This window comes from Serratia sp. SCBI (assembly GCF_000747565.1).
GTDB classification, from domain to species: Bacteria; Pseudomonadota; Gammaproteobacteria; order Enterobacterales; family Enterobacteriaceae; genus Serratia; species Serratia ureilytica.
Genome location: NZ_CP003424.1, coordinates 108038 through 133933 on the forward strand (window position 1 = coordinate 108038; position 25896 = coordinate 133933).

At 57.0% G+C, this 25896-nt stretch carries 20 protein-coding genes and 1 tRNA gene; 17 read left to right on the plus strand and 4 right to left on the minus strand.

Features of this window, described 5'->3' with window-relative positions; genetic code table 11:
• Positions 1 to 144: 144 nt before the first annotated feature.
• The 3 genes from SERRSCBI_RS24595 to SERRSCBI_RS00505 all read left to right on the plus strand — a co-directional run bounded on the left by SERRSCBI_RS24595 (position 145) and on the right by SERRSCBI_RS00505 (position 3316).
• A complete protein-coding gene (locus SERRSCBI_RS24595) occupies positions 145 to 1602 on the plus strand; it encodes a hypothetical protein (protein WP_156965078.1) in 1458 nt (485 codons plus the stop codon).
• A 2-nt stretch (positions 1603 to 1604) separates the two neighbouring features.
• Positions 1605 to 2150, plus strand: a complete 546-nt coding sequence (locus SERRSCBI_RS24495) for a DNA adenine methylase (RefSeq protein WP_084587941.1) — start codon at positions 1605 to 1607, stop codon at positions 2148 to 2150.
• Positions 2151 to 2803: 653 nt separating this feature from the next.
• A complete protein-coding gene (locus SERRSCBI_RS00505; protein ID WP_042785619.1) occupies positions 2804 to 3316 on the plus strand; it encodes a DUF962 domain-containing protein in 513 nt (170 codons plus the stop codon).
• A gap of 65 nt (positions 3317 to 3381) precedes the next feature.
• On the opposite strand, the gene SERRSCBI_RS24870 is transcribed toward SERRSCBI_RS00505, so the two are convergent.
• Both SERRSCBI_RS24870 and SERRSCBI_RS00510 read right to left on the minus strand, forming a co-directional pair.
• Positions 3382 to 3552, minus strand: a complete 171-nt coding sequence (locus SERRSCBI_RS24870; RefSeq protein ID WP_162837995.1) for a hypothetical protein — start codon at positions 3550 to 3552, stop codon at positions 3382 to 3384.
• Between the two features lie 384 nt (positions 3553 to 3936).
• Positions 3937 to 5037, minus strand: coding sequence for an alkene reductase (locus SERRSCBI_RS00510; RefSeq protein WP_042783419.1), 1101 nt, complete (start codon positions 5035 to 5037; stop codon positions 3937 to 3939).
• A gap of 377 nt (positions 5038 to 5414) precedes the next feature.
• On the opposite strand from SERRSCBI_RS00510, the gene SERRSCBI_RS00515 reads away from it, so the two are divergent.
• On the plus strand, positions 5415 to 6581 hold the full coding sequence (locus SERRSCBI_RS00515) for an MFS transporter (RefSeq protein ID WP_033645072.1): 1167 nt from the start codon (positions 5415 to 5417) through the stop codon (positions 6579 to 6581).
• A gap of 32 nt (positions 6582 to 6613) precedes the next feature.
• Here SERRSCBI_RS00515 and SERRSCBI_RS00520 read toward each other — a convergent pair whose 3' ends face one another.
• A complete protein-coding gene (locus SERRSCBI_RS00520) occupies positions 6614 to 7363 on the minus strand; it encodes an NAD(P)-dependent oxidoreductase (RefSeq protein ID WP_042783420.1) in 750 nt (249 codons plus the stop codon).
• Between the two features lie 659 nt (positions 7364 to 8022).
• Between SERRSCBI_RS00520 and bglF the strand changes: the two genes are divergently transcribed.
• The 3 genes from bglF to SERRSCBI_RS00535 all read left to right on the plus strand — a co-directional run bounded on the left by bglF (position 8023) and on the right by SERRSCBI_RS00535 (position 12827).
• Positions 8023 to 9888, plus strand: coding sequence for a PTS beta-glucoside transporter subunit IIABC (gene bglF / locus SERRSCBI_RS00525; protein ID WP_042783421.1), 1866 nt, complete (start codon positions 8023 to 8025; stop codon positions 9886 to 9888).
• 14 nt (positions 9889 to 9902) lie between these two features.
• Positions 9903 to 11306, plus strand: a complete 1404-nt coding sequence (locus SERRSCBI_RS00530) for a glycoside hydrolase family 1 protein (RefSeq protein ID WP_042783423.1) — start codon at positions 9903 to 9905, stop codon at positions 11304 to 11306.
• Positions 11307 to 11456: 150 nt separating this feature from the next.
• On the plus strand, positions 11457 to 12827 hold the full coding sequence (locus SERRSCBI_RS00535) for a carbohydrate porin (protein ID WP_369795940.1): 1371 nt from the start codon (positions 11457 to 11459) through the stop codon (positions 12825 to 12827).
• Here the strand turns inward: SERRSCBI_RS00535 and SERRSCBI_RS00540 are convergent, their stop codons facing one another.
• Positions 12828 to 13427: an HD domain-containing protein gene (locus tag SERRSCBI_RS00540; protein ID WP_042783425.1), complete on the minus strand. Its 600-nt coding sequence runs from the start codon at positions 13425 to 13427 to the stop codon at positions 12828 to 12830.
• A gap of 97 nt (positions 13428 to 13524) precedes the next feature.
• Between SERRSCBI_RS00540 and SERRSCBI_RS00545 the strand changes: the two genes are divergently transcribed.
• The 10 genes from SERRSCBI_RS00545 to dppB all read left to right on the plus strand — a co-directional run bounded on the left by SERRSCBI_RS00545 (position 13525) and on the right by dppB (position 25887).
• Positions 13525 to 13989 carry a MarR family winged helix-turn-helix transcriptional regulator gene (locus SERRSCBI_RS00545; RefSeq protein ID WP_042783427.1) on the plus strand — a complete coding sequence of 155 codons (465 nt, stop codon included), beginning with the start codon at positions 13525 to 13527 and terminating at the stop codon, positions 13987 to 13989.
• 160 nt (positions 13990 to 14149) lie between these two features.
• Complete coding sequence (locus SERRSCBI_RS00550; RefSeq protein ID WP_004934114.1) at positions 14150 to 14575, plus strand: organic hydroperoxide resistance protein; 426 nt, start codon at positions 14150 to 14152, stop codon at positions 14573 to 14575.
• Between the two features lie 226 nt (positions 14576 to 14801).
• Positions 14802 to 16496, plus strand: coding sequence for a kdo(2)-lipid A phosphoethanolamine 7''-transferase (eptB, locus tag SERRSCBI_RS00555; RefSeq protein WP_042783428.1), 1695 nt, complete (start codon positions 14802 to 14804; stop codon positions 16494 to 16496).
• A 119-nt stretch (positions 16497 to 16615) separates the two neighbouring features.
• Positions 16616 to 17206, plus strand: a complete 591-nt coding sequence (gene uhpA / locus SERRSCBI_RS00560) for a transcriptional regulator UhpA (RefSeq protein ID WP_033645065.1) — start codon at positions 16616 to 16618, stop codon at positions 17204 to 17206.
• On the plus strand, positions 17203 to 18747 hold the full coding sequence (uhpB, locus tag SERRSCBI_RS00565) for a signal transduction histidine-protein kinase/phosphatase UhpB (RefSeq protein WP_033652277.1): 1545 nt from the start codon (positions 17203 to 17205) through the stop codon (positions 18745 to 18747). Before uhpA ends, uhpB begins: the two co-directional genes overlap by 4 nt.
• Positions 18748 to 18842: 95 nt before the next feature.
• Positions 18843 to 20174, plus strand: coding sequence for an MFS transporter (locus SERRSCBI_RS00570; RefSeq protein WP_033652276.1), 1332 nt, complete (start codon positions 18843 to 18845; stop codon positions 20172 to 20174).
• 120 nt (positions 20175 to 20294) lie between these two features.
• Positions 20295 to 20371, plus strand: a tRNA-Pro gene (locus SERRSCBI_RS00575).
• 426 nt (positions 20372 to 20797) lie between these two features.
• Entirely contained in the window at positions 20798 to 22489 is a 1692-nt protein-coding gene (locus SERRSCBI_RS00580; RefSeq protein WP_042783429.1) for a glycosyl hydrolase family 18 protein, read from the plus strand.
• Between the two features lie 602 nt (positions 22490 to 23091).
• Positions 23092 to 24699 carry a dipeptide ABC transporter periplasmic-binding protein DppA gene (gene dppA, locus SERRSCBI_RS00585; RefSeq protein ID WP_042783430.1) on the plus strand — a complete coding sequence of 536 codons (1608 nt, stop codon included), beginning with the start codon at positions 23092 to 23094 and terminating at the stop codon, positions 24697 to 24699.
• Positions 24700 to 24867: 168 nt separating this feature from the next.
• Positions 24868 to 25887, plus strand: a complete 1020-nt coding sequence (dppB, locus tag SERRSCBI_RS00590; protein ID WP_033645060.1) for a dipeptide ABC transporter permease DppB — start codon at positions 24868 to 24870, stop codon at positions 25885 to 25887.
• Positions 25888 to 25896 lie beyond the last annotated feature (9 nt).

Sequence of the window (25896 nt, forward strand, 5' to 3'; positions counted from 1 at the left end):
TGCTTTTAAAGCTACTGAGCTTCCCAGCGATATTGGGTGATAGTGGCCTTGCTTGTTTTTTACAAGTATGATGGTTAATCTGCGTGCCATAGTGCCTATTGATTGAATTGGTCATACTAACAAACTTTAAAATATGGAAATTTTATGCCTATTACTCAACAGGTTAGAGTCGATGACTTAACGATAGATTTGCAAAATTATCGTACAGTGCCTCAAAAAGATGAGGTTGCTGCAATACAAGCAATGATAACTATTAGTCCAGAATATTTTTGGGCTTTAATGGGCAGCCTTATTGATGATGGTTATCTCCCTACAGAAAATATTATAGTTATAGATGAAGGTAACCATCAGAAAATTGTCAAAGAAGGCAACCGGCGAATTGCATCTCTCAAGATAATTCATGGCTATGTCGACGCGCAACTATTCGATATTCCTGATGCGATAAAAAATCGTATCTCAAATATTCCACAAAGTTGGCGTCAGGCGAATGAATCTATACCTTGTACAATTTATGAAAGTAAAGATTCAGCATTAGTCGACAAAATTGTGACTCTTACTCATGGTAAGGGGCAGAAAGCTGGTCGAGACGATTGGGAAACAGTAGCCAGGGCTCGACATAACCAAAAAAGCAATGCCTCACCTGAGCATGGATTGGTATTGCTTGAGAAATACCTCATTCACGGTATGAATCATTCAACTGAGCAAAAGCTTAGATGGTCTGGAAAATATAACCTCTCTGTTCTTGATGAGGCTTTGCCAAAGATCTTCTCTAGAGTTGGATGCTCTTCAACATCTGATCTTGCTGTTAAATATCCAAAGGTAAACCACAAAAAAGAATTGGATAATATATTTCTGGCTATTGGGTTAGGTGAGCTAAATTTCCCCGCGATTCGCGGTTCAGTTGATTTTCTTTTACGATATGGAATACCACCTATAAGCTCACCTAGTTCTGGAACTACTAACAATACGACAGGGGCCAATTTACCGATACCTAATCCTGCTAATACAGGTATGCAGCCAGTTAACACATCTTCAGTGCCAACTCCGACGAATACGAATGGTACCAATCCTCAAGCTGCAACATCTGGGGCTAATACAGTAAAACCTACTCAAAGAATTACTACAACGTCAACACATGACATAAAAACAGTGAGAAGGCTTTTGCGTGGGTTGAAATTGTATGGGAATAACAGAGCAAAATTATTAGACATCAAAAAAGAAATGCTCGAGTTAAAGCTAGATAGTAACCCTATCGCTTTTGTGTTCTTATTAAGATGTATGGTGGAACTATCGGCCAAGGCGTTTTGCGAAGATAAAACATCAGAACCTAATGCCCCTAGTTATAGGAAAAAAGATGGGAGTGAGAAACCATTAGGTGATTTACTTAGGGATATTGTAGATTTTTTAACGCAGAAAAAACAAGATAAACAAATGGTTAAGTTGCTGCATGGGCCGGTTACTGAGTTAAATCGGCCTGATGGTATCTTATCAATAACATCAATGAATCAGTTGGTACATAACCAGAGATTTATTATCAGAAGTACGGATATACCAGCTCTGTTTTCTAGTATATTCCCAATTATTGAGCAGATGAACAAGTAATTATGGCAAATTATAGAACTCCACTGAGGTATCCGGGTGGGAAGCAAAAGTTAGCTCCTTATATATTAGAATTGATTAAAGCTAATTCTTTAGATGGCTGTAATTATGTTGAACCATATGCTGGAGGGGCGGGAGTTGCTATGCAACTTCTTATTGATGGTAATATAGATAGGGTTTATCTTAACGATTCTTCTATCCATATTTACGCTTTTTGGCATTCTATTCTTAATAGGACTGACGATTTTTGTAGAGCTATATCAAAGTCGCTAATGACAATTGATGAGTGGAAGGAACATCGCGAAGTTGTTAGAAATCCTAATGATTACGATTTGTTTAGTTTAGGATTTTCAACGTTTTATCTGAATAGAACAAACCGTTCTGGTGTGTTGAATGGTGGTGTAATTGGTGGTTTATCACAGGCAGGAAATTGGAAGATAGATGCAAGATTTCCGCATAAGGCATTGATTGAACGCATCGAGTTGATTGCAACTAAGGGCCAATATATCCATATTTATAATGATGATGCCGAAGATTTTTTTTTCAAATGAGATACCAAACCTACCTAAAGATACTTTGATGTACTGTGATCCTCCTTACTTTGAAAAGGCCAGCGGTCTTTATTTGAACTTTTATAAACCGGAAGATCATGAGCGCATAGCAAATATCATACAAAATATCAATAATGTTAAGTGGGTTGTTTCATACGACGGTGTGAAAAATATTCTAGATTATTATTCTCAAAGAAGACACTTTTTATATGACCTCCAATATAATGTGTCTCGGGTATATAAGGGGAGTGAGGTTTTTATATTCTCTGATGATCTAAATATACCTCGTAATTCTTCTGTAAAGTTTATTGATCAAGCAATAAATAACAGTAGTTTACTGTTCAGATGAAATTAATGATTATGCTGGGGGGCAAAAATATTGCAATCCAGCACAATAATTTTAAAAAAAGTATGTTTTTTAATCATTGGTAAAGTGTTTTACCCCCTAGGCATATTTGTAAGAAAAGTAAAATGGTGGTTACTTTGGGGTGCAACCTGATTTTTGTTTTATTTTTTATTTAAATCATATGGTTATGTTTGTTCCCTGCTCCTGTGATCTTCCGCCAATCCCTGACCATTTTCCTATGCTGAACGATATGGCTATCTTTAATGCAATGAGCAAGCTCGGCCGTGCGCGTCATTCGGAGGTCAACATGCGAAGTCTGGAAGATCAACTGGCCGCTTATGCCGCCTATCACCGCGATGCGCGCAATATCGCCACGCATTTTATCGGCATCCCCCTGATCGTCGTCAGCCTGCTGGCGCTGCTCTCCCGGCCGGCATGGGGCGCGGGGTGGCTGCCGTTTTCGCCGGCCTGCGCGGCGGTTATCGTGTCGGCCCTTTATTACCTGCGGTTGAATCTGCGCCTTGGCATTCTGATGCTGGCGTTGCTGCTGCTGTACCTCGTGTTCGGCGCCTGGATAGCGTCGCTGTCGACGGCGGCGTGGCTGAGCGTCGGCATCGGCGGCTTCGTCATCGGCTGGCTGTTTCAGTTTGTCGGGCATTTCTGGGAGGGGCGAAAACCGGCGTTTATGGACGACGTGACGGGCCTGATCATCGGCCCGCTGTTCGTGCTGGCGGAAGCCTGCTTCCTGGCCGGCGGGCTACGCGAACTGCAGCGGAACATCGAGATGCGCGCGGGCAAGGTGCGCAGCGGGAAGAGATGAAATAAGGAATGAATACGCTTTCTCTGCGAGGCCCCTTCTTAAAAAAGAGGCCTGAAGATGACGGGTTATGCGTATTGGATCAATTTCCAGGTAACCCCTTTACCGCCATAAGGAGGCATGATATTGCCTTTAGCGATTGGCGCTGTGGTTGAGGGTTTGCCAACCACTTCCCAAACGCCGCTTTCCGGGCATTTTTGCCCTGTAGTTGCTGTAGTACCGATAGGTGATTTAGACATAAGATCTTTCCTTAATCAACGCAGCGCCACAATAGCGCTGTTCGGAAAGATATTTACACGTTCGCATATATATTCAACCCTGCTCGGTAAATACGGGTTATGTGTTTAAATTTTGATTTAATATTGTGTTTTAAGTTTTCATTTTTCCTGGTTTCATTGTTTTTGTTTCAACTTATATTGTTTTTGTATGTTTTGTTTTTTTGTATTCTAATAAAAAATTGCAATGAAAATGTTTAATTTATTATTTTATATCTAAGGTTTTAGATTTATTTTTTATTTATCGTGCGGACACTGAAAATCTGGGTTATGTGCTTATTCAGAAGAGCGTTGTTTACCAAGCCAGCGAAGCCCCCCGCACTTGCAGGCTCGGGGGGCTGAACATATTTACCCGATCGTCGGGTAATCGGTGTAGCCTTCCCGGCTGCCGCCGAAGAATTTCTCTTTGATTGGCGCATTCAGCGCCAGCCCGTGTTGCAGGCGGTGAGGCAGATCCGGGTTGGCGATGAACGGGCGGCCGAAGCCGATCAGATCCGCCCAGCCTTTGGCCAGCGCTTCTTCAGCGCGTTCACGCGTGTATTTGCCCGAGTAAATCAGCGTGCCGCGGAAAATCAGGCGCAGCGACTCTTTGAACGCCGCCGGCATCACCGGAGCGTCATCCCAGTCCGCTTCGGCGATGTGAATGTAAGCGGCGCCGATATCGTTCAGCACGCTGGCCGCCGCCAGATAGGTGGCTTCCGGGGTATCGTCCTGCGAGCCCATCAGGGTGGTCAGCGGCGCCAGACGCACGCCCAGTTTCTCTTTACCGATGGCGTCCGCCACCGCCTGCGCCACTTCCCGTAGGAAACGCAGGCGATTTTGCAGTGAACCGCCGTATTCGTCGTCGCGCTGATTTTCCCGCGAGTCGATAAACTGATTGATCAGATAGCCATTCGCGCCGTGCAGCTCTACGCCGTCGAAACCGGCGGCAATGGCGTTGCGGGCCGCCTGGGCGTAGTCGTTGACGATCGCCGGAATTTCTTCCCGCGTTAAGGCGCGCGGTGCGGAGTGCTGCACCATTTCACCCACGCCATGCTCTGGCCCGCGGCCTTCGACATCCACGAACACCTTGACCCCGTCGGCCTGGATGGCGGAGGAGGAGACCGGCGCGGCGTGGCCAGGCTGTAAAATGGTATGCGACACGCGGCCGACGTGCCAAAGCTGCGCGAAGATCTTGCCGCCGGCCTGATGTACGGCGTCGGTGACTTTTTTCCAACCGGCGATGTGTTCCGGGGTGTAAATGCCGGGCGTCCAGGCATAACCCTGGCCCTGCTGGCTGATCTGCGTGCCTTCGCTGACGATCAGCCCGGCGCTGGCGCGCTGGGCATAATATTCAGCCATCATGTCGGTGGCGACGTCGCCGGCGCCGGCCCGTGAACGGGTCATGGGCGGCATGACGATGCGATTGTTCAGCGATAAACCGTTTAAAGAATACGAGTCAAAAAGCATGACGCTTCCCTCATGTGAATTAGGCCGTAGGGCGATGATGTTTTGCTGAGGCCATTATATTTCGTCGTTTAATTCTAAAAACGCGCACAATAACAAAACACTTTTGCTCTGTGTTCAATAGTCGCGGCAGCCGCCGGTGAGCCGGTATGGCGGGCGGACCAGGTGGCGAGAATGAACCCGATGTGCGCACGGGCGACGGCGGCTATTGCCTGTCGGCGCGTGGCTGAGATAGAGTCGGCTGCTGTTTTCCCCACGATTTTTAACAAAATCGCAAAAGTCTTTTAGCCTTCCGCCTGCTTATCTTTGGTGTGATCAATGTCATACTTTTGGCATCTTAACTTTCCCGCGCTTCGGCAGCGGTTAACCGGAGTTGTTGAATGAAAATTAACTTTCCCTTATTAGCCCTGGCGGTGGGGGCGTTCGGCATCGGCACGACCGAGTTTTCCCCGATGGGGTTGCTGCCGACGATCGCCAAAGGGGTGGACGTCTCCATCCCGATGGCCGGCATGTTGATCAGCGCCTATGCCGTTGGCGTGATGGTCGGCGCACCGCTGATGACGTTGCTGCTTTCTCACCGGGCGCGCAGAAGCGCGCTGATCTTCCTGATGGCGATCTTTACCCTGGGTAACGTGCTGTCGGCGGTTGCGCCTGACTACACCACCCTGATGCTGTCGCGCATCATCACCAGCCTGAACCACGGCGCGTTCTTTGGCCTCGGTTCAGTGGTGGCCGCCAGCGTGGTGCCGAAGGAGAAACAGGCCAGCGCCGTGGCGACCATGTTTATGGGCCTGACCATCGCCAATATCGGCGGGGTGCCCGCCGCGACCTGGCTGGGTGAAACCATCGGCTGGCGCATGTCGTTCCTGGCGACGGCCGGGCTGGGCGTGATCGCCATGCTGGGGCTGTGGTTCTCGTTGCCGAAAGGCAGCGCCGGCGCGCGCCCTGATGTGAAACGCGAGCTGTCGGTGTTGGTGCGCCCGCAGGTGCTGTCCGCCTTGCTGACGACCGTGCTGGGCGCGGGCGCAATGTTCACGCTCTATACCTATATCTCGCCGGTGTTGCAGCACATCACCGATGCGACGCCGCTGTTCGTGACGGTCATGCTGGTGTTGATCGGCGTCGGTTTCTCCATCGGCAACTACCTGGGCGGTAAATTCGCCGACCGCTCCGAGAGCGCGACGCTGAAGGGTTTCTTGCTGCTGCTGGTGGTCATTATGCTGGTGATCCCGTTCCTGGCGCGCAGTGAAATCGGCGCCGCGGTCAGCATGGTGATTTGGGGGGCGGCGACCTTTGCCGTGGTGCCGCCGCTGCAGATGCGCGTGATGCGTGTCGCCAGCGAAGCGCCGGGCCTGTCGTCCTCGGTCAACATCGGCGCCTTTAACCTGGGCAATGCGCTGGGCGCCGCCGCCGGTGGCGCGGTAGTCTCCGCCGGGCTGGGATACAGCTTCGTGCCGGTGATGGGGGCTATTATTGCCGGATTGGCGCTGTTGCTGGTGCTGTTCACCCACCGTCAGGCCGAAAAAGTGGCCTACGCCAACGGGTAAACGATAACGTGCGGCGGGGTTCCCCGCCGCGCTCACTCAAAGCCGAGCAGGCTGAACGCATCGTCCTGCGGGGCGTAGCCGAGCAGGCGACGGGTCTCTTCCAGCGACAAACGCGTATAGCGGTTATTGGAAACCCCGTGCACCACCGCATATTGCACCCCTTCGACACGAATGCAGCGATCCAGCAGATCGGCGGCATCGCGATGGCTGAGAAAAGCGCTCATGTCGCGGGCGCTAAGCTGTTCGCCCCGGCTCAGAGTGGTGAAGTTGGCGATGCGCACCGACAGGGCGGAAAGCCCCTCCTGATGGGCGAAATAGGCGGCGATGCCTTCGCCGAACGCCTTGCTGGCGCCGTACAGATTTTTCGGCTTCGGCGCGTCATCCGGACGGATTTGATAATCGAGCGGGTAGCCTTCCACCGCCTGCGCGCTGCTGGCGAACACTACCCGGCAGCAGCCGGCGTCTTTCGCCGCGCGGAAGATATTGAAGGTGCCGAGAATGTTGTTGTCCATCAGCGAACCGCAAAAATCGGCGTCGGGAGCCGGATCGGCGGCCAGGTGCAACACGGTGTCGATATTGGCGCAGGCCTCACGGCAGGCGTCGAGATCGGCGATGTTGAAGCTGATGACCTCATCGCCGGGCCGGCGATCGCGCAACAGAGCGAGATCTCGTTCCGCCAGCCGCAATGCATAGCGATCGCCCACTGCCTGGCGAAACGCGGTGGCGACTCGGCCGCCGGCGCCGGTAATCAAAATCCGTCCTACATCAGTACGCAACACCATGGTGACTGTCATCCCTACTCTCGATTAAGCGTTGACCAGTAATAATCCCCCGTGTGATTTTTGTCTAGTTGTTTTAATTAGTTATTCTGATGTTTATTCGCCGTATTCAATTGCGCACGGTGATTTTTGCGCGGGTGAATATCGTGGAATGCTAACAATATTCGATGAGGTTTGGCGATGTATTTGCCTTAATGGCTGCGAATATTGCCAGAAAAGCCGATTGGCCGCTGGAAAATGCGTGTTTCGCTTTAGCTTGATAGTGAATTATTAGGTTAGTTAATCTTATGTTTTTTGGCGTGAAGCCAGGCGATACTCTCTCATCCCTCTCTATCGCTCGCGCGATATATCATCGGCGCAGTGATCCCGGTAGAGGGCGGCATGCATTATTTCGCGCATTGAGGCCGTTTTGCCTTTGCGATCACAGTTCGGCAATTTGCCGTCGCAAAGCCTTGCTCCGCTAAAATCTGCGGTGTTAACGTCATAACTCAACCGATTTAGGGTTGTTACTGCTGCGGCAGGCAAAACCTAAACCTCGCGTTTCTGTTCCCCGATGGGGCAGAGGCCGCGAGGTTTAGGTTTTTTTTTGCGCCGAATTTCGCTCCTGCGCCAGGCCAGCGCAAAGGCGGGATCGGCAGAACGCGAAGTCTAAGGATAACCGTATGAAATATGACACATTAGCCAGTGAGATTTTGGCCGGCGTCGGTGGCCGCGACAATGTGAAAAGCCTGGTGCATTGCGCCACCCGCCTGCGTTTCAAGCTGCGTGACGACCGCCGCGCCAACGCGGCAGCGCTGAAGAAAAACCCGGGCGTCATCATGGTGGTGGAGAGCGGCGGCCAGTTTCAGGTGGTGGTGGGCAACCACGTGGCCGAGGTGTTCGACGCGGTCAACCGGGTCGGCGGGTTGGCCGAAGGCGCGTCGAGCGGCAGCGATGCGGACGGTAAAAAAGACAATCTGCTCAGCCGCTTTATCGACGTGGTTTCCGGCATCTTCACCCCATTGCTCGGGGTGATGGCTGCCTCGGGGGTGTTGAAGGGATTGCTGGCGCTGAGCCTGGCCTGCGGCTGGCTGCTGGAAAGCAGCGGCGCCTTTAAAATGTTGTTCGCCGCCAGCGACGCATTGTTCTATTTCTTCCCGATCATGCTCGGCTACACCGCCGGGAAAAAATTCGGCGGCAACCCGTTCGTCACCATGGCGATCGGCGGCGCGTTGACGCATCCGCTGATGATGGCGGCGTTCGAGGCGGCGCAACAGCCGGGCGCGGTGCGCGAATATTTCTTCGGCATTCCGCTGACTTTTATCAACTACAGCTCGTCGGTGATCCCCATCATCTTTGCGGCCTGGGTATCCTGCCGTCTGGAGCCGCTGTTTAACCGGGTGATCCACAGCGCGCTGCGCAATTTCATCACGCCGCTGCTGTGTCTGGCGATCACCGTGCCCCTGACCTTCCTGCTGATCGGCCCGGCGGCGACCTGGCTCAGCCATCTGCTGGCCAACGGCTATCAGGCCATTTACGCCTTCAACCCGATCATCGCCGGCGCTTTCATGGGGGCGATGTGGCAGGTGTGCGTGATCTTCGGCCTGCATTGGGGGCTGGTGCCGTTGATGATCAACAACCTGAGCGTGCTGGGGCGCGACACCATGGTGCCGCTGCTGCTGCCGGCGGTGATGGGGCAGGTCGGTGCCACGCTGGGCGTGATGCTGCGCACCCGCGACGCCAAGCTGCGGGCGCTGTCCGGTTCGGCCATCGGCGCGGGGATTTTCGGCATCACCGAACCGGCGGTGTACGGCGTCACCCTGCCGAACAAGCGTCCGTTCATCTTCGGCTGCATCGGCGGCGCGCTGGGCGGGGCGGTGATCGGTTACTTCCATACCTCGGTCTACTCGTTCGGCCTGGTGAACGTGTTCACCTTCGCGCAAATCATTCCCAACGGCGGCATCGACGCCACGGTGTGGGGCGCGATCGGCGGCACTCTGCTGTCGTTTGTGTTCGCCGCGCTGGCCAGCTACCTGTTCGGCGTCGCGCCGGCGGAAGAGACGGCGCAGACTGAAGCCGCCGCGCCGCTTAACCGCAAGCAGGCCATTCTCAGCCCGATTGCCGGCGACATCGTGCCGCTGGAGCAGGTGAACGACGCGACCTTCGCCAGCGGCCTGCTGGGGAAAGGCGTGGCGATCGCGCCGCAGCAGGGGCGAGTGGTGGCGCCGGTGAGCGGCAGCGTGGCGTCGCTGTTCAAAACCAAACACGCCATCGGCATCGAATCGGACGACGGCGCGGAGATTCTCATCCACGTCGGCATCGATACCGTGAAGCTCGACGGGGCGCATTTCACCGCCCACGTGCGGGAAGGCGAGCGGATCGTGCCGGGCGATCTGCTGATCGAGTTCGACCAGGCGGCGATCCATGCCGCCGGCTATGACACCACCACGCCGATCATCATCAGCAACAGCGATGACTACGTGGACGTGTTGACCAGCGGCCTGTCTCCGGTGCAGGAACAGGCGCCGCTGCTGACTTTATTACGTTAATTGAGGAGCAAGCGATGAACGGCAAGTTTCCGCAACATTTTCTGTGGGGCGGCGCGGTAGCGGCGAACCAGGTAGAAGGCGCGTATCAGGCCGACGGCAAGGGGCTGTCGACCTCCGATCTGCAGCCGCAGGGCATCTTCGGCGCCATCACGCCGCGCACGGCGGGCGACAGCGGCATCAAGGACGTGGCGATCGATTTCTATCATCGTTACCCGGAGGATATCGCGCTGTTCGCCGAGATGGGTTTCAAGTGCCTGCGCACCTCGATCGCCTGGACGCGCATTTTCCCGCAGGGCGATGAAGAGACCCCGAACGAAGCCGGGCTGGCGTTTTACGATCGGCTGTTCGATGAGATGGCGAAATACGGCATTCAGCCGCTGATCACGCTGTCGCACTATGAGATGCCTTACGGTCTGGTGAAGCGCTACGGCGGCTGGGGCGATCGCCGCACCATCGATTTCTTCGAGCGCTATGCGCGCACCGTGTTCGAACGCTATAAGCACAAGGTTAAATACTGGCTGACCTTCAATGAGATCAACATGTCGCTGCACGCGCCCTTCACCGGGGTTGGCCTGCCGCAAGAGAGCGACAAGAGCGCCGTCTATCAGGCGATCCACCATCAGCTGGTGGCCAGCGCCAGAGCGGTGAAGGCCTGTCACGAGATCGTGCCGGAGGGGCAAATCGGCAACATGCTGCTGGGCGGCATTCTGTATCCGCTGAGCTGCAAGCCGGAAGATCTGCTGGAAACCCAGCGGCAAAACCGCGACTGGCTGTTCTTCGGCGATGTGCAGGCGCGCGGCTATTACCCGGCCTACATGCAGCGCTTCTTCCGTGAAAACGGCATTCAGGTGGCGATCACCGAGGAAGATCGGCAAACGCTGCGCGAAACCATCGACTTCATCTCGTTCAGCTACTACATGAGCGGCTGCGTTACCGCCGACCCGGAGCAGTATGAAACGGCGCGCGGCAACATTCTCGATATGGTGCCGAACCCGCACCTGGCCAGTTCGGAGTGGGGGTGGCAAATCGACCCGATCGGGCTGCGCTACCTGCTCAACGTGCTGTACGACCGCTATCAGAAGCCGTTGTTCATCGTCGAGAACGGGCTGGGCGCCAAAGACCGCGTCGAGGCCGACGGCAGCATCAACGACGACTACCGCATCAACTACCTCAATGACCACCTGGTGCAGGTGGCCGAGGCGATCGACGACGGCGTCGAGGTGATGGGCTACACCAGCTGGGGGCCGATCGATCTGGTCAGCGCCTCGAAGGCCGAAATGTCGAAGCGCTACGGCTTCATTCACGTCGACAGAGACGATGCCGGCAACGGTAGTCTCGAGCGCCGCCGCAAGAAGAGTTTCTACTGGTATCGCGATGTGATCCACAGCAACGGCGCCAGCCTGAAAGACCGACGCTAACCCTTCAGCCCGGCGGCAAGCGCCGGGCGTTAACTAACCTTATTCGCTGCTGTTCATGATGGGAAATTCTCTCCCAGGGAATGCTGTTGCCCGCAGTCAGCCGTTATGCGGAGAAATATAATAATGATGAAAAGCTTATTACCTCGTTCCATGACCCTGGCGGCGCTGGCGCTGCTCTGTAGCCAGGCGCAGGCGAAAACGCTGCAAACCGGCAAGGACGTTGAAGCTCCCACCGCCAAATGGGAAGGGGTGGCGCTCGGCTTTGAACCGCCGCAGCCTGGGCTGTTGGGGGATATGCTGGGGATCAGGCCGATCCTGGAGGATCACGGTTTCCACTATAATCTCGGCTACCTCAGCCAGCTGTCGTATAACGCCGGCGGCGGTTACAACCACGATAAACAGGCGTCGTACATCGACCAATTTTCGCTGACCTTCAGCCAGGATCTGCAGGCGCTGACCGGCATTCCGGATGCGGCGATCGAAGGCAATATCGTCAACCGCAACCATGACAACAACCTGACCCGCGATCGGCTGCAGGATCCGCGCGTCGGCCTGACCGATCTGTCGCAGGAGAGCTTTGGCGGGCAGTCGATCACCCGGCTGGGCTGGTTGACCTTCAGCCGTTCCTTCCTCGACAGCCGGCTGCAATGGCGTATCGGCATGATGAACAAGGTGCAGGATTTCGATCAGATCATCCCCTGCGATTTTCAGACGCTGACGCTGTGCGGCGGCAAGTCCGCCAACTCGTTGACCTGGTACAACTGGAACGTGCATTACTGGGGCACCACGCTGCAATACAAGCTGACCGACGGCCTGACGCTCAAGGGCGGCGTGATGGAGCAGAACCCGAGCGCCCCCAGCCGCAGCCACGCCTGGAGTTGGTCCACCAAGGGCAGCAAAGGCTTCCTGTTGCCGATGGAGCTGGAGCTGAAAACCCACGCCGTCAACCAGCTGCCGGGGGTGTATAACCTGGGCGTGCTGTTCACCAACGCGCGCCAGCGCGATCTTTATGAAGGGGTGTCCGGCGGGCCGGGCGCCAGCGATCCGCAGGGCTATCGCAGCCACGATCGCACCTGGTTCCTGTATACCGGTTTCAACCAGCAGGTGACGCGCCATGCGGATGACGTCAACCGTGGCCTGAGCGTGTTCTACAGCCTGGGGCTGGGGGATCAGCGCAGCAACTACCTGCACTGGTCCACTTCGACCGGTATCCGCTATCGCGGGCTGTTCGATGCGCGGCCGGACGACTGGCTGGGGCTGGGCGTTTCGGTGGTGAAACTGAGCGACCGCTATAAAGACAATCAGCGTTACCTCAACGAGATGAGCGGCATCAGCGATTATCACGATCCGAACTACCGGCCGGTGCCGGGCCACTCGGTGACGGCGGAGCTGTACTACCGCGTTAACGTCACGCCGTGGCTGCAGCTGCAGCCGGGCCTGCAATACTGGCATCATCCGGCGGGCGTCAGCGAGACGCAGGACGCCTGGGTGACGGCGTTGAAAACGGTGGTGACCTTCTGATCAGGCCGCGTCGTTCTCGCGGTAGCGCCGGCGGGCGTGCTCAAACCAGCTGGCCGGCACGTTGTGCGGCGGCTGCTGTAATCTGAGCAGCCCCTGTTCGACGATATGGCTGGCCTGATGCCACAGCGTCGGGTCGCCTTCGGTCAGCACTTCCAGCAGGCGCTGTTTCTCGATCAGATAGGTTTGGGCGAAGTGGCTGTCGTAGTCCAGCAGCGAGCGGGTGTTGTCGATCAGATCCGCCAGTTTGATGGTTTTGGCCTGCGGCGATGCGCCGGCGCTGTGGCGCCGATCGCGGTTTTTACGCTCGAAGCGGTTGCCGTCCTCGGCGTGGCTGACGTTGGTCAACATCCGCACCAGCTCCGCTACCTGCGGCCCAAAGTGGCTTTCGATATCGCCGAGGGTGGTGGGCGTGTCTTCCACCGTGTCATGCAGCCAGGCGGCCGCCAGCATCTCTTCGGTGTGCGGCACGCTGCGCACCAGCTCCATGACCGCCTGCGGGTGGACGATGTACGGATCGTTGGTGTATTTGCGGCGCTGATCGATGGCCGCATGCGCCTTGGTGGCGTAGCGGCGCGCGCGTTCTGCAAGCGTATTCGTCATTTCCTTTTCCTCCAGGCATCCTCTGCATGAAAAAAATGTAGCATACCTCACAAGAAATAGCTTGCGATTACATCGTGCGCTATCTATATTCACTCACATGAAAAGCACCGATACCGAACAACCCAACGCGAAGAACCTGCTGCTGCTCGATCAGCAGCTCTGTTTCGCGCTGTACTCCACCAACCTGGCGCTGCACAAAGTCTACCGCAAGCTGTTGAATCAGCTCGAGCTCACCTACCCGCAGTATCTGGTGATGATGGTGCTGTGGGAACGCGATCGGGTGACGGTATCGGATATCGGCGAGCGGCTGTTCCTCGATTCCGCCACGCTGACGCCGCTGCTGAAACGGCTGGAAACCGCCGGTTTGCTGGTGCGCTATCGCGCCACCACCGACGAGCGCCAGGTGATCATCGCGCTCACCGAAGCCGGCCGCGCGCTGCGTGAACGGGCGCAGTCGGTGCCCGAGGCGGTGATGTGCGCCACCGACTGCAGCCTGGACGAGATCGTCTCGCTCAAACAGCAGCTGGAAAAGCTGCGCGGCAGCCTGATCGATCAGATTTGACCCACCGACGCCGGACGCAAGAACGGCAGGGGTGGTCTACACTGGTTAATAAGCGTCAAAAATAAGTAGTGCACGATTTAATCGTAAAAGATATATCTGTGACCGGCTACCCCTCGCGGGGGCTGTTGTCATCTCGCCAACCAGCAAGAAGGAATGAACGATGTCTATTGAGAAAGTGGTTTACCGCGCTCACGCCACCGCAACCGGCGGCCGCGACGGCCGTGCGACCTCCTCCGACGGCGTGTTGGACGTGAAACTGGGCGTACCGAAAGAGATGGGCGGCGCCGGCGGCGAAGTCACCAACCCCGAGCAGCTGTTCGCCGCCGGTTACTCGGCCTGTTTCCTCGGCGCGTTGAAGTTTGTCGCGGCGAAAGAAAAGGTCAAAATCCCGGCCGAAGCGAAGATCGACGGCACCGTCGGCATCGGTGAAATCCCGAACGGCTTCGGCATCGAAGTGCAGCTGGATATTTCGCTGCCGGGCATCGAGCGCAGCGTGGCGGAAGATCTGGTGAAAAAGGCGCACGTGGTGTGCCCGTATTCCAACGCCACCCGCGGCAATATCGACGTCACGCTGAACGTTAAGTAAGTTTTTTGCCGACACCATGGAAAAAATGGAGGGTTTATCCCTCCATTTTCTTTGATATCCCGTCTGAAAAGTGCTCAAAAAAGCGGTAAATTTTGCCCGTTTTGTGAGAATTCTCTTGATTATTACTCGCAAAATAACGCTTATTGCCGGTTGGCTGAACCAGAAGCCGCAATCAGTGTCTGACTGAGTCAGAACCGCTACACCGTCCCCGGAGCCACCGCGTTACATGAACAAAGTTAAATCGCTATCACAGCAGAATTTATCGTTATTGTTAGCGATCTATATCGGCATCTTTCTAAACCTGTCCGTTTTTTATCGCCGTTTTGATTCGCTGGCGCACGGCATTCAGGGAATTAAGCTTATTTCGGCGGTGACGGAAGTCATCGCTATCGTCCTGTTCACGTTCTTCATCATGCGGCTGGTGTCCCTCGGCGGCCGGCTGTTTTATCGCATCGTCGCCTCGCTGCTGGTGCTGATTTCGGTTGCCGCCAGCTACTACATGACGTTTTTCAACGTGGTGATCGGCTACGGCATCGTGGTGTCGGTGATGACCACCGATATCGATCTGTCGAAAGAGGTGGTCGGCCTGCATTTCGTGCTGTGGATGGTGGCGCTCAGCGCCTTGCCGCTGCTGCTGATCTGGAAAAACAGCCTGCGCTTCACCCTGATCGAACAGCTGAAAACCCCCGGTCACCGCATCAAACCGCTGCTGGTGTTGTTGGCGGTGGTGGCGTTGGTCTGGCTGCCGCTGCGCATGCTGGACGACGAGCAAAGCGTGCAGGAGAAGCTTTCCAACGTCGATCTGCCGAGCTACGGCGGCGTGGTGGCGCACTCGTACCTGCCGTCTAACTGGCTGTCGGCGCTGGGGCTGTTCGCCTATACCCGCTATGACGAAAGTCAGGATCAGAGCACGCTGTTCGATCCGGGCAAACACTTTACCTATGTGCCGCCGGCGGACATCGACGATACCTACGTGGTGTTCATCATCGGCGAGACCACGCGCTGGGATCACATGGGCATGCTGGGCTACGAGCGCGATACTACGCCGCGCCTGTCGAAAGAGAAGAATCTGGTGGCGTTCCGCGGCGAGTCTTGCGACACCGCCACCAAGCTGTCGCTGCGCTGCATGTTCGTGCGCGAAGGCGGTACCGAGGACAACCCGCAGCGCACGCTGAAAGAGCAAAACGTGTTCGCGGTGATGAAGGAACTGGGCTTCTCTTCCGAGCTGTTCGCCATGCAGAGTGAGGTGTGGTTCTACAACAACACCGAGGTGAACAACTATTCGTTCCGCGAGATGATCGCGTCCGAGAAGCGCAACGACGGCAAGGCGGTCGACGATATGCTGCTGGTGGATGAAATGAAGGAGTCGCTGGCGCGTTATCCGAAGGGCAAACACCTGGTGATCCTGCATACCAAAGGCTCGCACTACCTGTACTCGCAGCGTTATCCGCGCAGCTATGCGCGCTATCAGCCGGAGTGCATGGGGGTGGATGACTCCTGCACCAAGGCGCAGCTGATCAACGCCTTCGACAATACGGTGCTGTATACCGACAGCTTTATCAGTAATGTTATCGACCAGGTGCGGGACAAGAAGGCCATCGTGTTCTATGCCGCCGATCACGGCGAGTCGATCGGCGAGAATACGCACCTGCACGGCACGCCGCGCGAAATGGCGCCGCCGGAACAATTCCGCGTGCCGATGATGGTGTGGGCGTCGGACAAGTTCCTCGAGAACCCGCAGCACCTCAGCGCCTTTGAGCAACTGCAGGCGCAGCAGCGCATCGGCAGAACGCATCGCCACGTCGAGCTGTTCGACACCATCCTCGGTTGCCTCGGCTACACCTCGCCGAACGGCGGCATCGTGGATAAAAACAACTGGTGCCATCTCCCGCAGAATAAAACGGCGCCTGCCAGCCTGTAATCCCTCCCGCCGGGTGCCTTGCGCACCCGGTAATTTCCGCCAATACATTCTCTTCATCAATTATTCCGGTGTGTGCATACGGTATACTTGCGCACTTCCCCTTCTAACCGGAGATTTCCATGACCCTGCGCGTGGCGTTTATCGACGATCATGACATTGTGCGTTCGGGCTTTGTGCAGCTGCTGTCGCTGGAGGCCGATATTCAGGTAGTGGGCGAGTTCAGCAGCGCGGCGCAGGCGCGCGCTGGCCTGCCGGGGCTGGAGGCGGAAATCTGCATTTGCGACATTTCGATGCCCGACGGCAGCGGGTTGGATCTGCTGGCGGACATTCCCTCCGGCATCCGCGTGGTGATGCTGTCGATGCACGATAATCCGGCGCTGGTGGAAATGGCGCTGGAACGCGGCGCCAGCGGCTTTCTCTCCAAGCGCTGCAAGCCGGAAGATCTGATCACCGCCGTGCGCACCGTCGCCGGCGGCGGCGTCTATCTGATGCCGGAAATCGCCCAGCAGCTGGCGCGGGTGAAGGTGGATCCGTTGACCCGCCGCGAGCGCGAGATCGCGCTATTGCTGGCGCAGGGCCAGGAGGTGCGCGAGATCGCCGCCGCGCTGGGGCTGTCGCCGAAGACGGTGCATGTGCATCGCGCCAACCTGTTCGCCAAGCTGGGCATCACCAATAACGTCGAGCTGGCCAGACGGATGCTGAACCTGTGACGCAGCGTCTGATCACCCAGCTGGCGCTGTTCTTCATCTATGCCGCCAGCGCATTTTGCCTGTGGGGCATCGGCACCGCGCTGATCGACCCGCCCTGGCAGGCGCTGTTGCTGTTCCCGTTCGGCCTGCGCATGGGCATTTTGCTGCAGAGCCCGTACCGTTTCTGGCCGGGGATCCTGCTGGCCGACCTGCTGCTGATGGCGCTGCTGGCGGACCAGTACGGCTACGGCCCGGCGCTGTGGGCGTCGGTGGCGGTACTGGTGCTGACGGTGCTGCTCAGCCTGCTGGCCTCGCCGTGGCTGTTGCGCCATCAGCAGAGCGACAGCGAATGGCGGTGGCCGCTGTTGCAGGGCGCGGTGGTGGCCGCCGCCGCTTTGCTGCAGGCACTTGTGTGGCAGCTGGTGAGCGGCGAAGGCGCCCGCGCGCTGCTGCTCGGCCTGACCGGCGGTTTCACCATCGCGCCGACCTGCCTGCTGTTGTGGCACTATCTGGCGCGCCAAATCTGGGTGCCGCTGGAGCCGGGGCTGATCCACAAGCCGGTGGAGCTGCGCCTGGGCCACCTGGCCAGCTATCTGCTGCTGTTTGCATTCAGCATCTGGCTGCAGCAGCAGGTTAACGCCGCCGAGCTGCGCCGCTTTGCGCCTTTCTGCCTGGCGATCCCGATCGTGTTCATGTCTTACCGTTATGGCTGGCAGGGCGCGCTGTTGGCGACGCTGCTCAACGGCGTGGCGTTGATGGTCAACGAGCCGCCGCAGCCCGAGTCGCACCGCGACTTGCTGTTGTCACTGCTGGCCCAAAGCCTGACCGGGCTGCTGCTGGGCGCCGGTATTCAGCGCCAGCGCGAACTGAATCAGCAGCTGCGGCTGCGGCTGGCGGAGAACCGGCAGCTGGCGCGGGCGCTGGTGACGGCGGAGGAACAAACCCGGCGCGAGGTGGCGCGCGAGCTGCACGATGAAGTGGGGCAGACCATCACCGTGATCCGCACACAGGCCAGCATCGTTAAACGCCTGGCGCCGGAGCCGGCGGTGATCGGCTGCGCCGACACCATCGATGCGTTAGCGCTGCGGGTCTACGATGGGGTGCACGATGTGCTGACCCAGCTGTGGCCGGCGGCGCTGAACAACCTGCCGCTGTCGGCGGCGGTGGCGGCGATGCTGCGGGAGTCGCTGCCGCAGGACGCCTCGCTGGTGAGCAGCATGCAGTGGCAGGTGCCGGACGAACTGCTGGATGAAACGCTGAAAATCACGCTGTACCGGGTGTGTCAGGAAGGGGTGACCAATGTGTGCCGCCACGCCGGCGCCAGCCGCCTGGAATTGGACGCGCGTCTGCAGCCGCGCAAAGGCGCCGCGCCGCAGATTGCCTTGACCATCCGCGATAACGGCGTGGGCTTCGATGCGGACCACCATCAGCCGGGGTACGGCCTGCGTGGCATGCAGGAGCGCATCAGCGCTCTCGGCGGCAGCCTGCGGCTCACCTCTGAGCGGGGCGCCTGTTTGAGTGTGATCTTGCCCACAGTTTCACCGGCGCAAGCGCAAAACTAGGAAAAACTCCTAACCGAGTCGGGAATCCGGCGTAAGCCTCCCGCGCGCGCGGGGAGCATCATAGCGGCACTTTATTCAATCCTCTGAGGTTCCACATGTGGTCTTTCCTTAAAAGCCGCCCGGATGCGCCGCAGGTCACCGATCAACGGCAGATCGACGCCAGCTACAAATACTGGCGCATCCAGCTGATGTGCACAATGTACATCGGCTACGCCGCGTTTTACTTCACGCGCAAAAGCTTCAACTTCATCATGCCGGCGATGCTGAGCGATCTGGGCCTGACGATGTCCGACGTCGGCATCCTCGGCACGCTGTTCTACATCACCTACGGCTGCTCGAAATTCATTTCCGGCATGATCAGCGATCGCTCCAACCCGCGTTACTTTATGGGGCTGGGCCTGATCATGACCGGGGTGCTGAATATCTTCTTCGGCCTCAGTTCGTCGTTGCTGATGCTCGGCACGCTGTGGATCCTCAATGCCTTCTTCCAGGGTTGGGGCTGGCCGCCGTGCTCCAAAATCCTCACCAGCTGGTATTCGCGCTCCGAGCGCGGCAGCTGGTGGGCGATGTGGAACACTTCGCACAACGTCGGCGGCGCGCTGATCCCGCTGCTGGTGGGCTTTATCTCGCTGCACTTCAGCTGGCGTTACGGCATGATCATTCCCGGCATCATCGGCGTGGTGCTCGGCCTGCTGATGTGCTGGCGCCTGCGCGACAAGCCCTCCACCCTGGGGCTGCCGAGCGTCGGCAAATGGCGCAACGACGCCATGGAGCTGGTGCAGGAATCGGAAGGCCAGGGGCTGAGCAACCGCGAGATCATCAAGCGCTACGTGTTGACCAACAAGTACATCTGGCTGCTGGCGGTCTCTTACGTGCTGGTGTACATCGTGCGCACCGCGATCAACGACTGGGGCAACCTCTACCTGACGCAGGAAAAGGGCTATTCGCTGATGACCGCCAACTCGGCCATTTCGCTGTTTGAAGTGGGCGGCTTTATCGGTTCGCTGGTGGCCGGTTGGGGTTCCGACAAGCTGTTCCGTGGCAACCGCGGCCCGATGAACCTGATCTTCGCCATCGGCATCTTCCTGTCGGTGGCGGCGCTGTGGCTGATGCCGGGCGTCACCTACCTGCTGCAGGCCTGCTGCTTCTTCGCCATCGGCTTCTTCATCTTCGGCCCGCAGATGCTGATCGGCATGGCGGCGGCGGAGTGCTCGCATAAAGATGCGGCGGGCGCGGCGACCGGTTTCGTCGGCCTGTTCGCCTACCTGGGCGCGGCGCTGTCCGGTTACCCGATCGCGCGGGTGATGGAAATCTGGCACTGGAACGGTTTCTTTGTGGTGATTTCCATCGCCGCCTGCCTGTCGGCGCTGTTCCTGCTGCCGTTCCTGCGTGCGCAGACGCCGGTGCTGAAAACCGCCAAAGCCTGAGTAAAATGCGCTGCGCAACCCCCGGCGCAGCGCATTATGGCGCTTTTATCACCACTTGAAATGCAGGGGAAAAAAAGTGATTGACGCCTATAACCGCCAGCAGTAAGATGCGCCCCGCATCGGCGAGTAGCGCAGCTTGGTAGCGCAACTGGTTTGGGACCAGTGGGTCGGAGGTTCGAATCCTCTCTCGCCGACCACCATTCGAAAAACCTGCTTTTAAAGCAGGTTTTTTTTTCGCCTGCGGTTTATGAGGATGAGCACCTCCTGCGATACGACCGGCTTCGCTTTATGGCACGTGTCAATCCGCCATCCTCGTGAAATATATTTATCCTTTACGCTTAATTAATTCAAACTCCTTATTCCAGTTAGGTTCTTTTTCTCATATTTAAATAAATTCACGCTTGCTGAATAAAACCCAGTTGATAGCGCTCTTGTTTTCACGCCTTTTTTATTTATAGTCTGAATGTACGCGGCGGGAATGATTTTTTCCGTTACGTGGAAAAACGCTGTTTTTATTTGTTGACTTTAATCTTCGTGGATTATTGCGGAATTTTTTCGCTTCGGCAATGCGTAGCGACGATTAACTCTTTTATGTTTATCCTCTCGGAATAAAGGAATCAGTTATGCGCAAATTTAATAAACCGCTGTTGGCGCTGTTGATCGGCAGCACGCTGTGTTCCGCGGCGCAGGCCGCCGCGCCGGGCAAGCCGACCATCGCCTGGGGCAACACCAAGTTCGCCATCGTTGAAGTTGACCAGGCGGCTACTGCTTATAATAATTTGGTGAGGGTAAAAAATGCCGCCGATGTTTCCGTCTCCTGGAATTTATGGAATGGCGACGCGGGCACGACGGCCAAGATTTTATTAAATGGCAAAGAGGCGTGGAGCGGCCCTTCAACCGGATCTTCCGGTACGGCGAATTTTAAAGTCAATAAAGGCGGCCGTTATCAAATGCAGGTGGCATTGTGCAATGCCGACGGTTGCACCGCCAGCGACGCCACTGAAATTGTGGTGGCCGACACCGACGGCAGCCATTTGGCGCCGTTGAAAGAGCCGCTGCTGGAAAAGAACAAACCGTATAAACAGAATTCCGGCAAAGTCGTCGGTTCTTATTTCGTCGAGTGGGGCGTTTACGGGCGCAATTTCACCGTCGATAAGATCCCGGCGCAGAACCTGACTCACCTGCTGTACGGCTTTATCCCGATCTGCGGCGGCAACGGCATCAACGACAGCCTGAAAGAGATTGAAGGCAGCTTCCAGGCGCTGCAGCGCTCCTGCCAGGGCCGCGAGGATTTCAAAGTCTCCATCCACGATCCGTTCGCCGCGCTGCAAAAAGCGCAGAAGGGCGTCACCGCCTGGGATGACTCCTACAAGGGCAACTTTGGCCAGCTGATGGCGCTGAAGCAGGCGCGTCCCGATCTGAAAATCCTGCCGTCGATCGGCGGCTGGACGCTGTCCGACCCGTTCTTCTTCATGGGCGACAAGGTGAAGCGCGATCGCTTCGTCGGCTCGGTGAAAGAGTTCCTGCAGACCTGGAAGTTCTTCGACGGCGTGGATATCGACTGGGAGTTCCCGGGCGGCAAAGGCGCCAACCCGAATCTGGGCAGCCCTCAGGACGGGGAAACTTATGTGCTGCTGATGAAAGAACTGCGGGCGATGCTGGATCAGCTGTCGGCGGAAACCGGCCGCAAGTATGAGCTGACCTCCGCCATCAGCGCCGGCAAGGACAAGATCGACAAGGTGGCATACAACGTCGCGCAGAACTCGATGGATCACATCTTCCTGATGAGCTACGACTTCTACGGCGCCTTCGATCTGAAAAACCTGGGGCATCAGACCGCGCTGAATGCGCCGGCCTGGAAACCGGACACCGCCTACACCACGGTGAACGGCGTGAATGCGCTGCTGGCGCAGGGCGTCAAGCCGGGCAAGATCGTCGTCGGCACCGCCATGTATGGCCGCGGTTGGACCGGGGTGAACGGCTACCAGAACAACATTCCGTTCACCGGCACCGCCACCGGGCCGGTCAAAGGCACCTGGGAGAACGGCATCGTGGACTACCGCCAGATCGCCAGCCAGTTCATGAGCGGTGAGTGGCAGTACACCTACGACGCCACGGCGGAAGCGCCTTACGTGTTCAAACCTTCCACCGGCGATCTGATCACCTTTGACGATGCCCGCTCGGTGCAGGCCAAAGGCAAGTACGTGTTGGATAAGCAGCTGGGCGGCCTGTTCTCCTGGGAGATCGACGCGGACAACGGCGATATTCTCAACAGCATGAACGCCAGCCTGGGCAATAGCGCCGGCGTTCAATAATCGGTTGCAGTGCGTTGCCGGGGGATATCCTTTCGCCCCCGGCTTTTTCGCCGCCGAAAGTTTTTTTACGCCGCACAGATTGTGGGCCTGCCCGGCGAAAAATGCGCTCATCGGACTCACCCTTTTGGGTAATCCTTCAGCATTTCCTTCTGTCTTTAACGGCGATCACAAAAATAACCGTTCAGATATTCATCGTTCAGCAACAAAGTTTTGGGGTTTTTTAGCGGAGTTTAAAACCAGTAAATTTATCAGGGTCAGACCAATGCGCTAAAAATGACCGCTTAGCATAAATTTTCATGCTGGAACTGTTAACAAAAGGTTTTTTTTATTGTTTGTTTGCTGTTTCTCACAGTCTGCGTAAATCCCCACTGGTTATATTGACGACACCCCAAACAGTTGGCAACTTGATAGCCTCAGGGGTAAGAGCGAGAGTTGTTTGAGTGAATTCCACGCGCTCAGACGTCCCCGTCGCGATGCGTTCCATCCGGCATCCTCTCATCGTACGCCTTCTGCCTTCGGGCGCTGACCGCACAGGCCACGCAATAAAAAATACAGGTCTGGCGGCAATTACACACATCACATCACACAATGGAGCACTAACGATGACACGTTCCTTGGGTAAATCGGGGGTTCTGAAATTCGGCATTGGGCTGATCGCGCTGACCGTGGCGGCCAGCGTACAGGCCAAGACGTTGGTTTACTGTTCTGAAGGTTCCCCGGAAGGGTTCAACCCGCAGCTGTTCACCTCCGGCACCACCTACGACGCCAGTTCGGTACCGATCTACAACCGCCTGGTCGAATTCAAAGTCGGCACCACCGAACTGCAGCCGGGCCTGGCTGAGAAGTGGGACGTCAGCGAAGACGGCAAAACCTATACCTTCCACCTGCGCAAAGGCGTGAAGTGGCAGAGCAGCAAAGATTTCAAACCGACGCGCGACTTCAACGCCGACGACGTGGTGTTCTCCTTCGAACGCCAGTTGGATGCCAATAACGCCTACCACAAAGTGTCCGGCGGCAGTTACGAATACTTTGAAGGCATGGACATGCCGAAGCTGATCGCCAAGATCGAAAAAGTAGACGACAACACCGTGCGTTTCGTGCTGAACCGCCCGGAGGCGCCGTTCCTGGCTGACCTGGGCATGGACTTCGCGTCCATCCTGTCCGCCGAATACGCTGACGTCATGATGAAAGCCGGTACGCCGGAAAAAGTCGACCTGAACCCGATCGGCACCGGTCCGTTCCAGCTGCTGCAATACCAGAAAGACTCCAAAATCCTGTACAAGGCGTTCGACGGTTTCTGGGGCACCAAGCCGAAGATCGATCGTCTGGTGTTCTCCATCACGCCTGACGCTTCCGTGCGTTACGCCAAGCTGCAGAAAAACGAATGCCAGGTGATGCCGTTCCCGAACCCGGCCGATATCGCCCGCATGAAGCAGGACAAATCCATCAACCTGATGGAGCAGCCGGGGCTGAACGTGGGTTACCTGTCGTTCAACACCGAGAAAAAACCGCTGGATAACGTGAAGGTGCGTCAGGCGTTGACCATGGCGGTCAACAAGCAGGCGATCATCGACGCGGTTTATCAGGGCGCGGGCCAGGCGGCCAAGAACCTGATCCCGCCGACCATGTGGGGCTATAACGACGCGGTGCAGGATTACGCTTACGATCCGGCCAAGGCGAAAGAACTGCTGAAAGAAGCGGGCATGGCCGATGGTTTCAGCATCGACCTGTGGGCGATGCCGGTACAGCGTCCTTACAACCCGAACGCGCGCCGCATGGCGGAAATGATCCAGGCCGACTGGGCCAAGATCGGCGTGAAAGCCAAAATCGTGACCTATGAGTGGGGTGAATACCTCAAGCGCGCCAAAGCGGGCGAGCACCAGACGGTGATGATGGGCTGGACCGGCGACAACGGGGATCCGGACAACTTCTTCGCCACGCTGTTCAGCTGCGCGGCGGCGAAAGACGGCTCCAACTACTCCCGCTGGTGCTACAAGCCGTTTGAAGATCTGATTCAACCGGCGCGCGCCGAGTCCAACCACGACAAACGCATCGAACTGTACAAGCAGGCGCAGGTGGTGATGCACGATCAGGCTCCGGCGCTGATCGTCGCGCACTCCACCGTGTATGAGCCTGTGCGTAAGGAAGTGAAGGGCTACGTCGTGGATCCGCTCGGCAAGCATCACTTCGAGAATGTCTCTGTAGACTGATTCCGACCTAAACCGGAGATGCACGAATGGATTTGCAGGGGCGCAACAGGTTTGCGCCTCTGCTGACCAGTCTCCGGCGTATGGCCGTTGGATCGTTCAAAGGCATGTGAGCGTTAATAAGCCTGGCGGACGATGAGCTGCCGGGCATTGATACAGAGAGTTCGGGATATGTTGCAGTTCATACTCCGACGTTTGGGGTTAGTTATCCCAACGTTTATCGGCATTACATTGCTGACTTTTGCATTCGTCCATATGATCCCCGGCGACCCGGTGACCATCATGGCCGGGGAACGCGGTATCTCCGCCGAGCGCCACGCGCAGCTGATGGCGGAAATGGGGCTGGACAAGCCGCTCTATCAACAATACTTCTCCTATGTGTCCAACGTGCTGCACGGCGATCTGGGCACCTCACTCAAAAGCCGCATCTCCGTCTGGAGCGAGTTCGTTCCGCGCTTTCAGGCCACGCTGGAGCTGGGCCTGTGCGCGATGATCTTCGCGGTGCTGGTGGGCATCCCGGTCGGGGTGCTGGCGGCGGTCAAACGCGGCTCGGTCTTCGACCATACCGCGGTGGGCATCTCGCTGACCGGCTATTCGATGCCGATTTTCTGGTGGGGCATGATGCTGATCATGCTGGTGTCGGTGCAGCTTAACCTGACGCCGGTGTCGGGGCGCATCAGCGACACGGTATTCCTCGACGACAGCCACCCGCTGACCGGCTTCATGCTGATAGACACCCTGATCTGGGGCGAACCGGGCGACTTTATCGATGCGGTGATGCACATGATCCTGCCGGCCATCGTGCTGGGCACCATCCCGCTGGCGGTGATCGTGCGCATGACCCGCTCCTCGATGCTGGAGGTGTTGGGCGAAGACTATATCCGCACCGCGCGCGCCAAGGGCGTGAGCCGCATGCGGGTGATCGTCGTTCACGCGCTGCGCAACGCGCTGCTGCCGGTGGTGACGGTGATCGGGCTGCAGGTCGGCACCATGCTGGCCGGCGCCATTCTGACCGAAACCATCTTCTCCTGGCCGGGTCTGGGCCGCTGGCTGATCGATGCGCTGCAGCGCCGTGATTACCCGGTAGTGCAGGGCGGGGTGTTGCTGGTCGCCTGTATGATCATTCTGGTTAACCTGCTGGTAGACGTGCTCTACGGCGTGGTCAACCCGCGTATTCGCCACAAGAAATAAGGGGCGCTC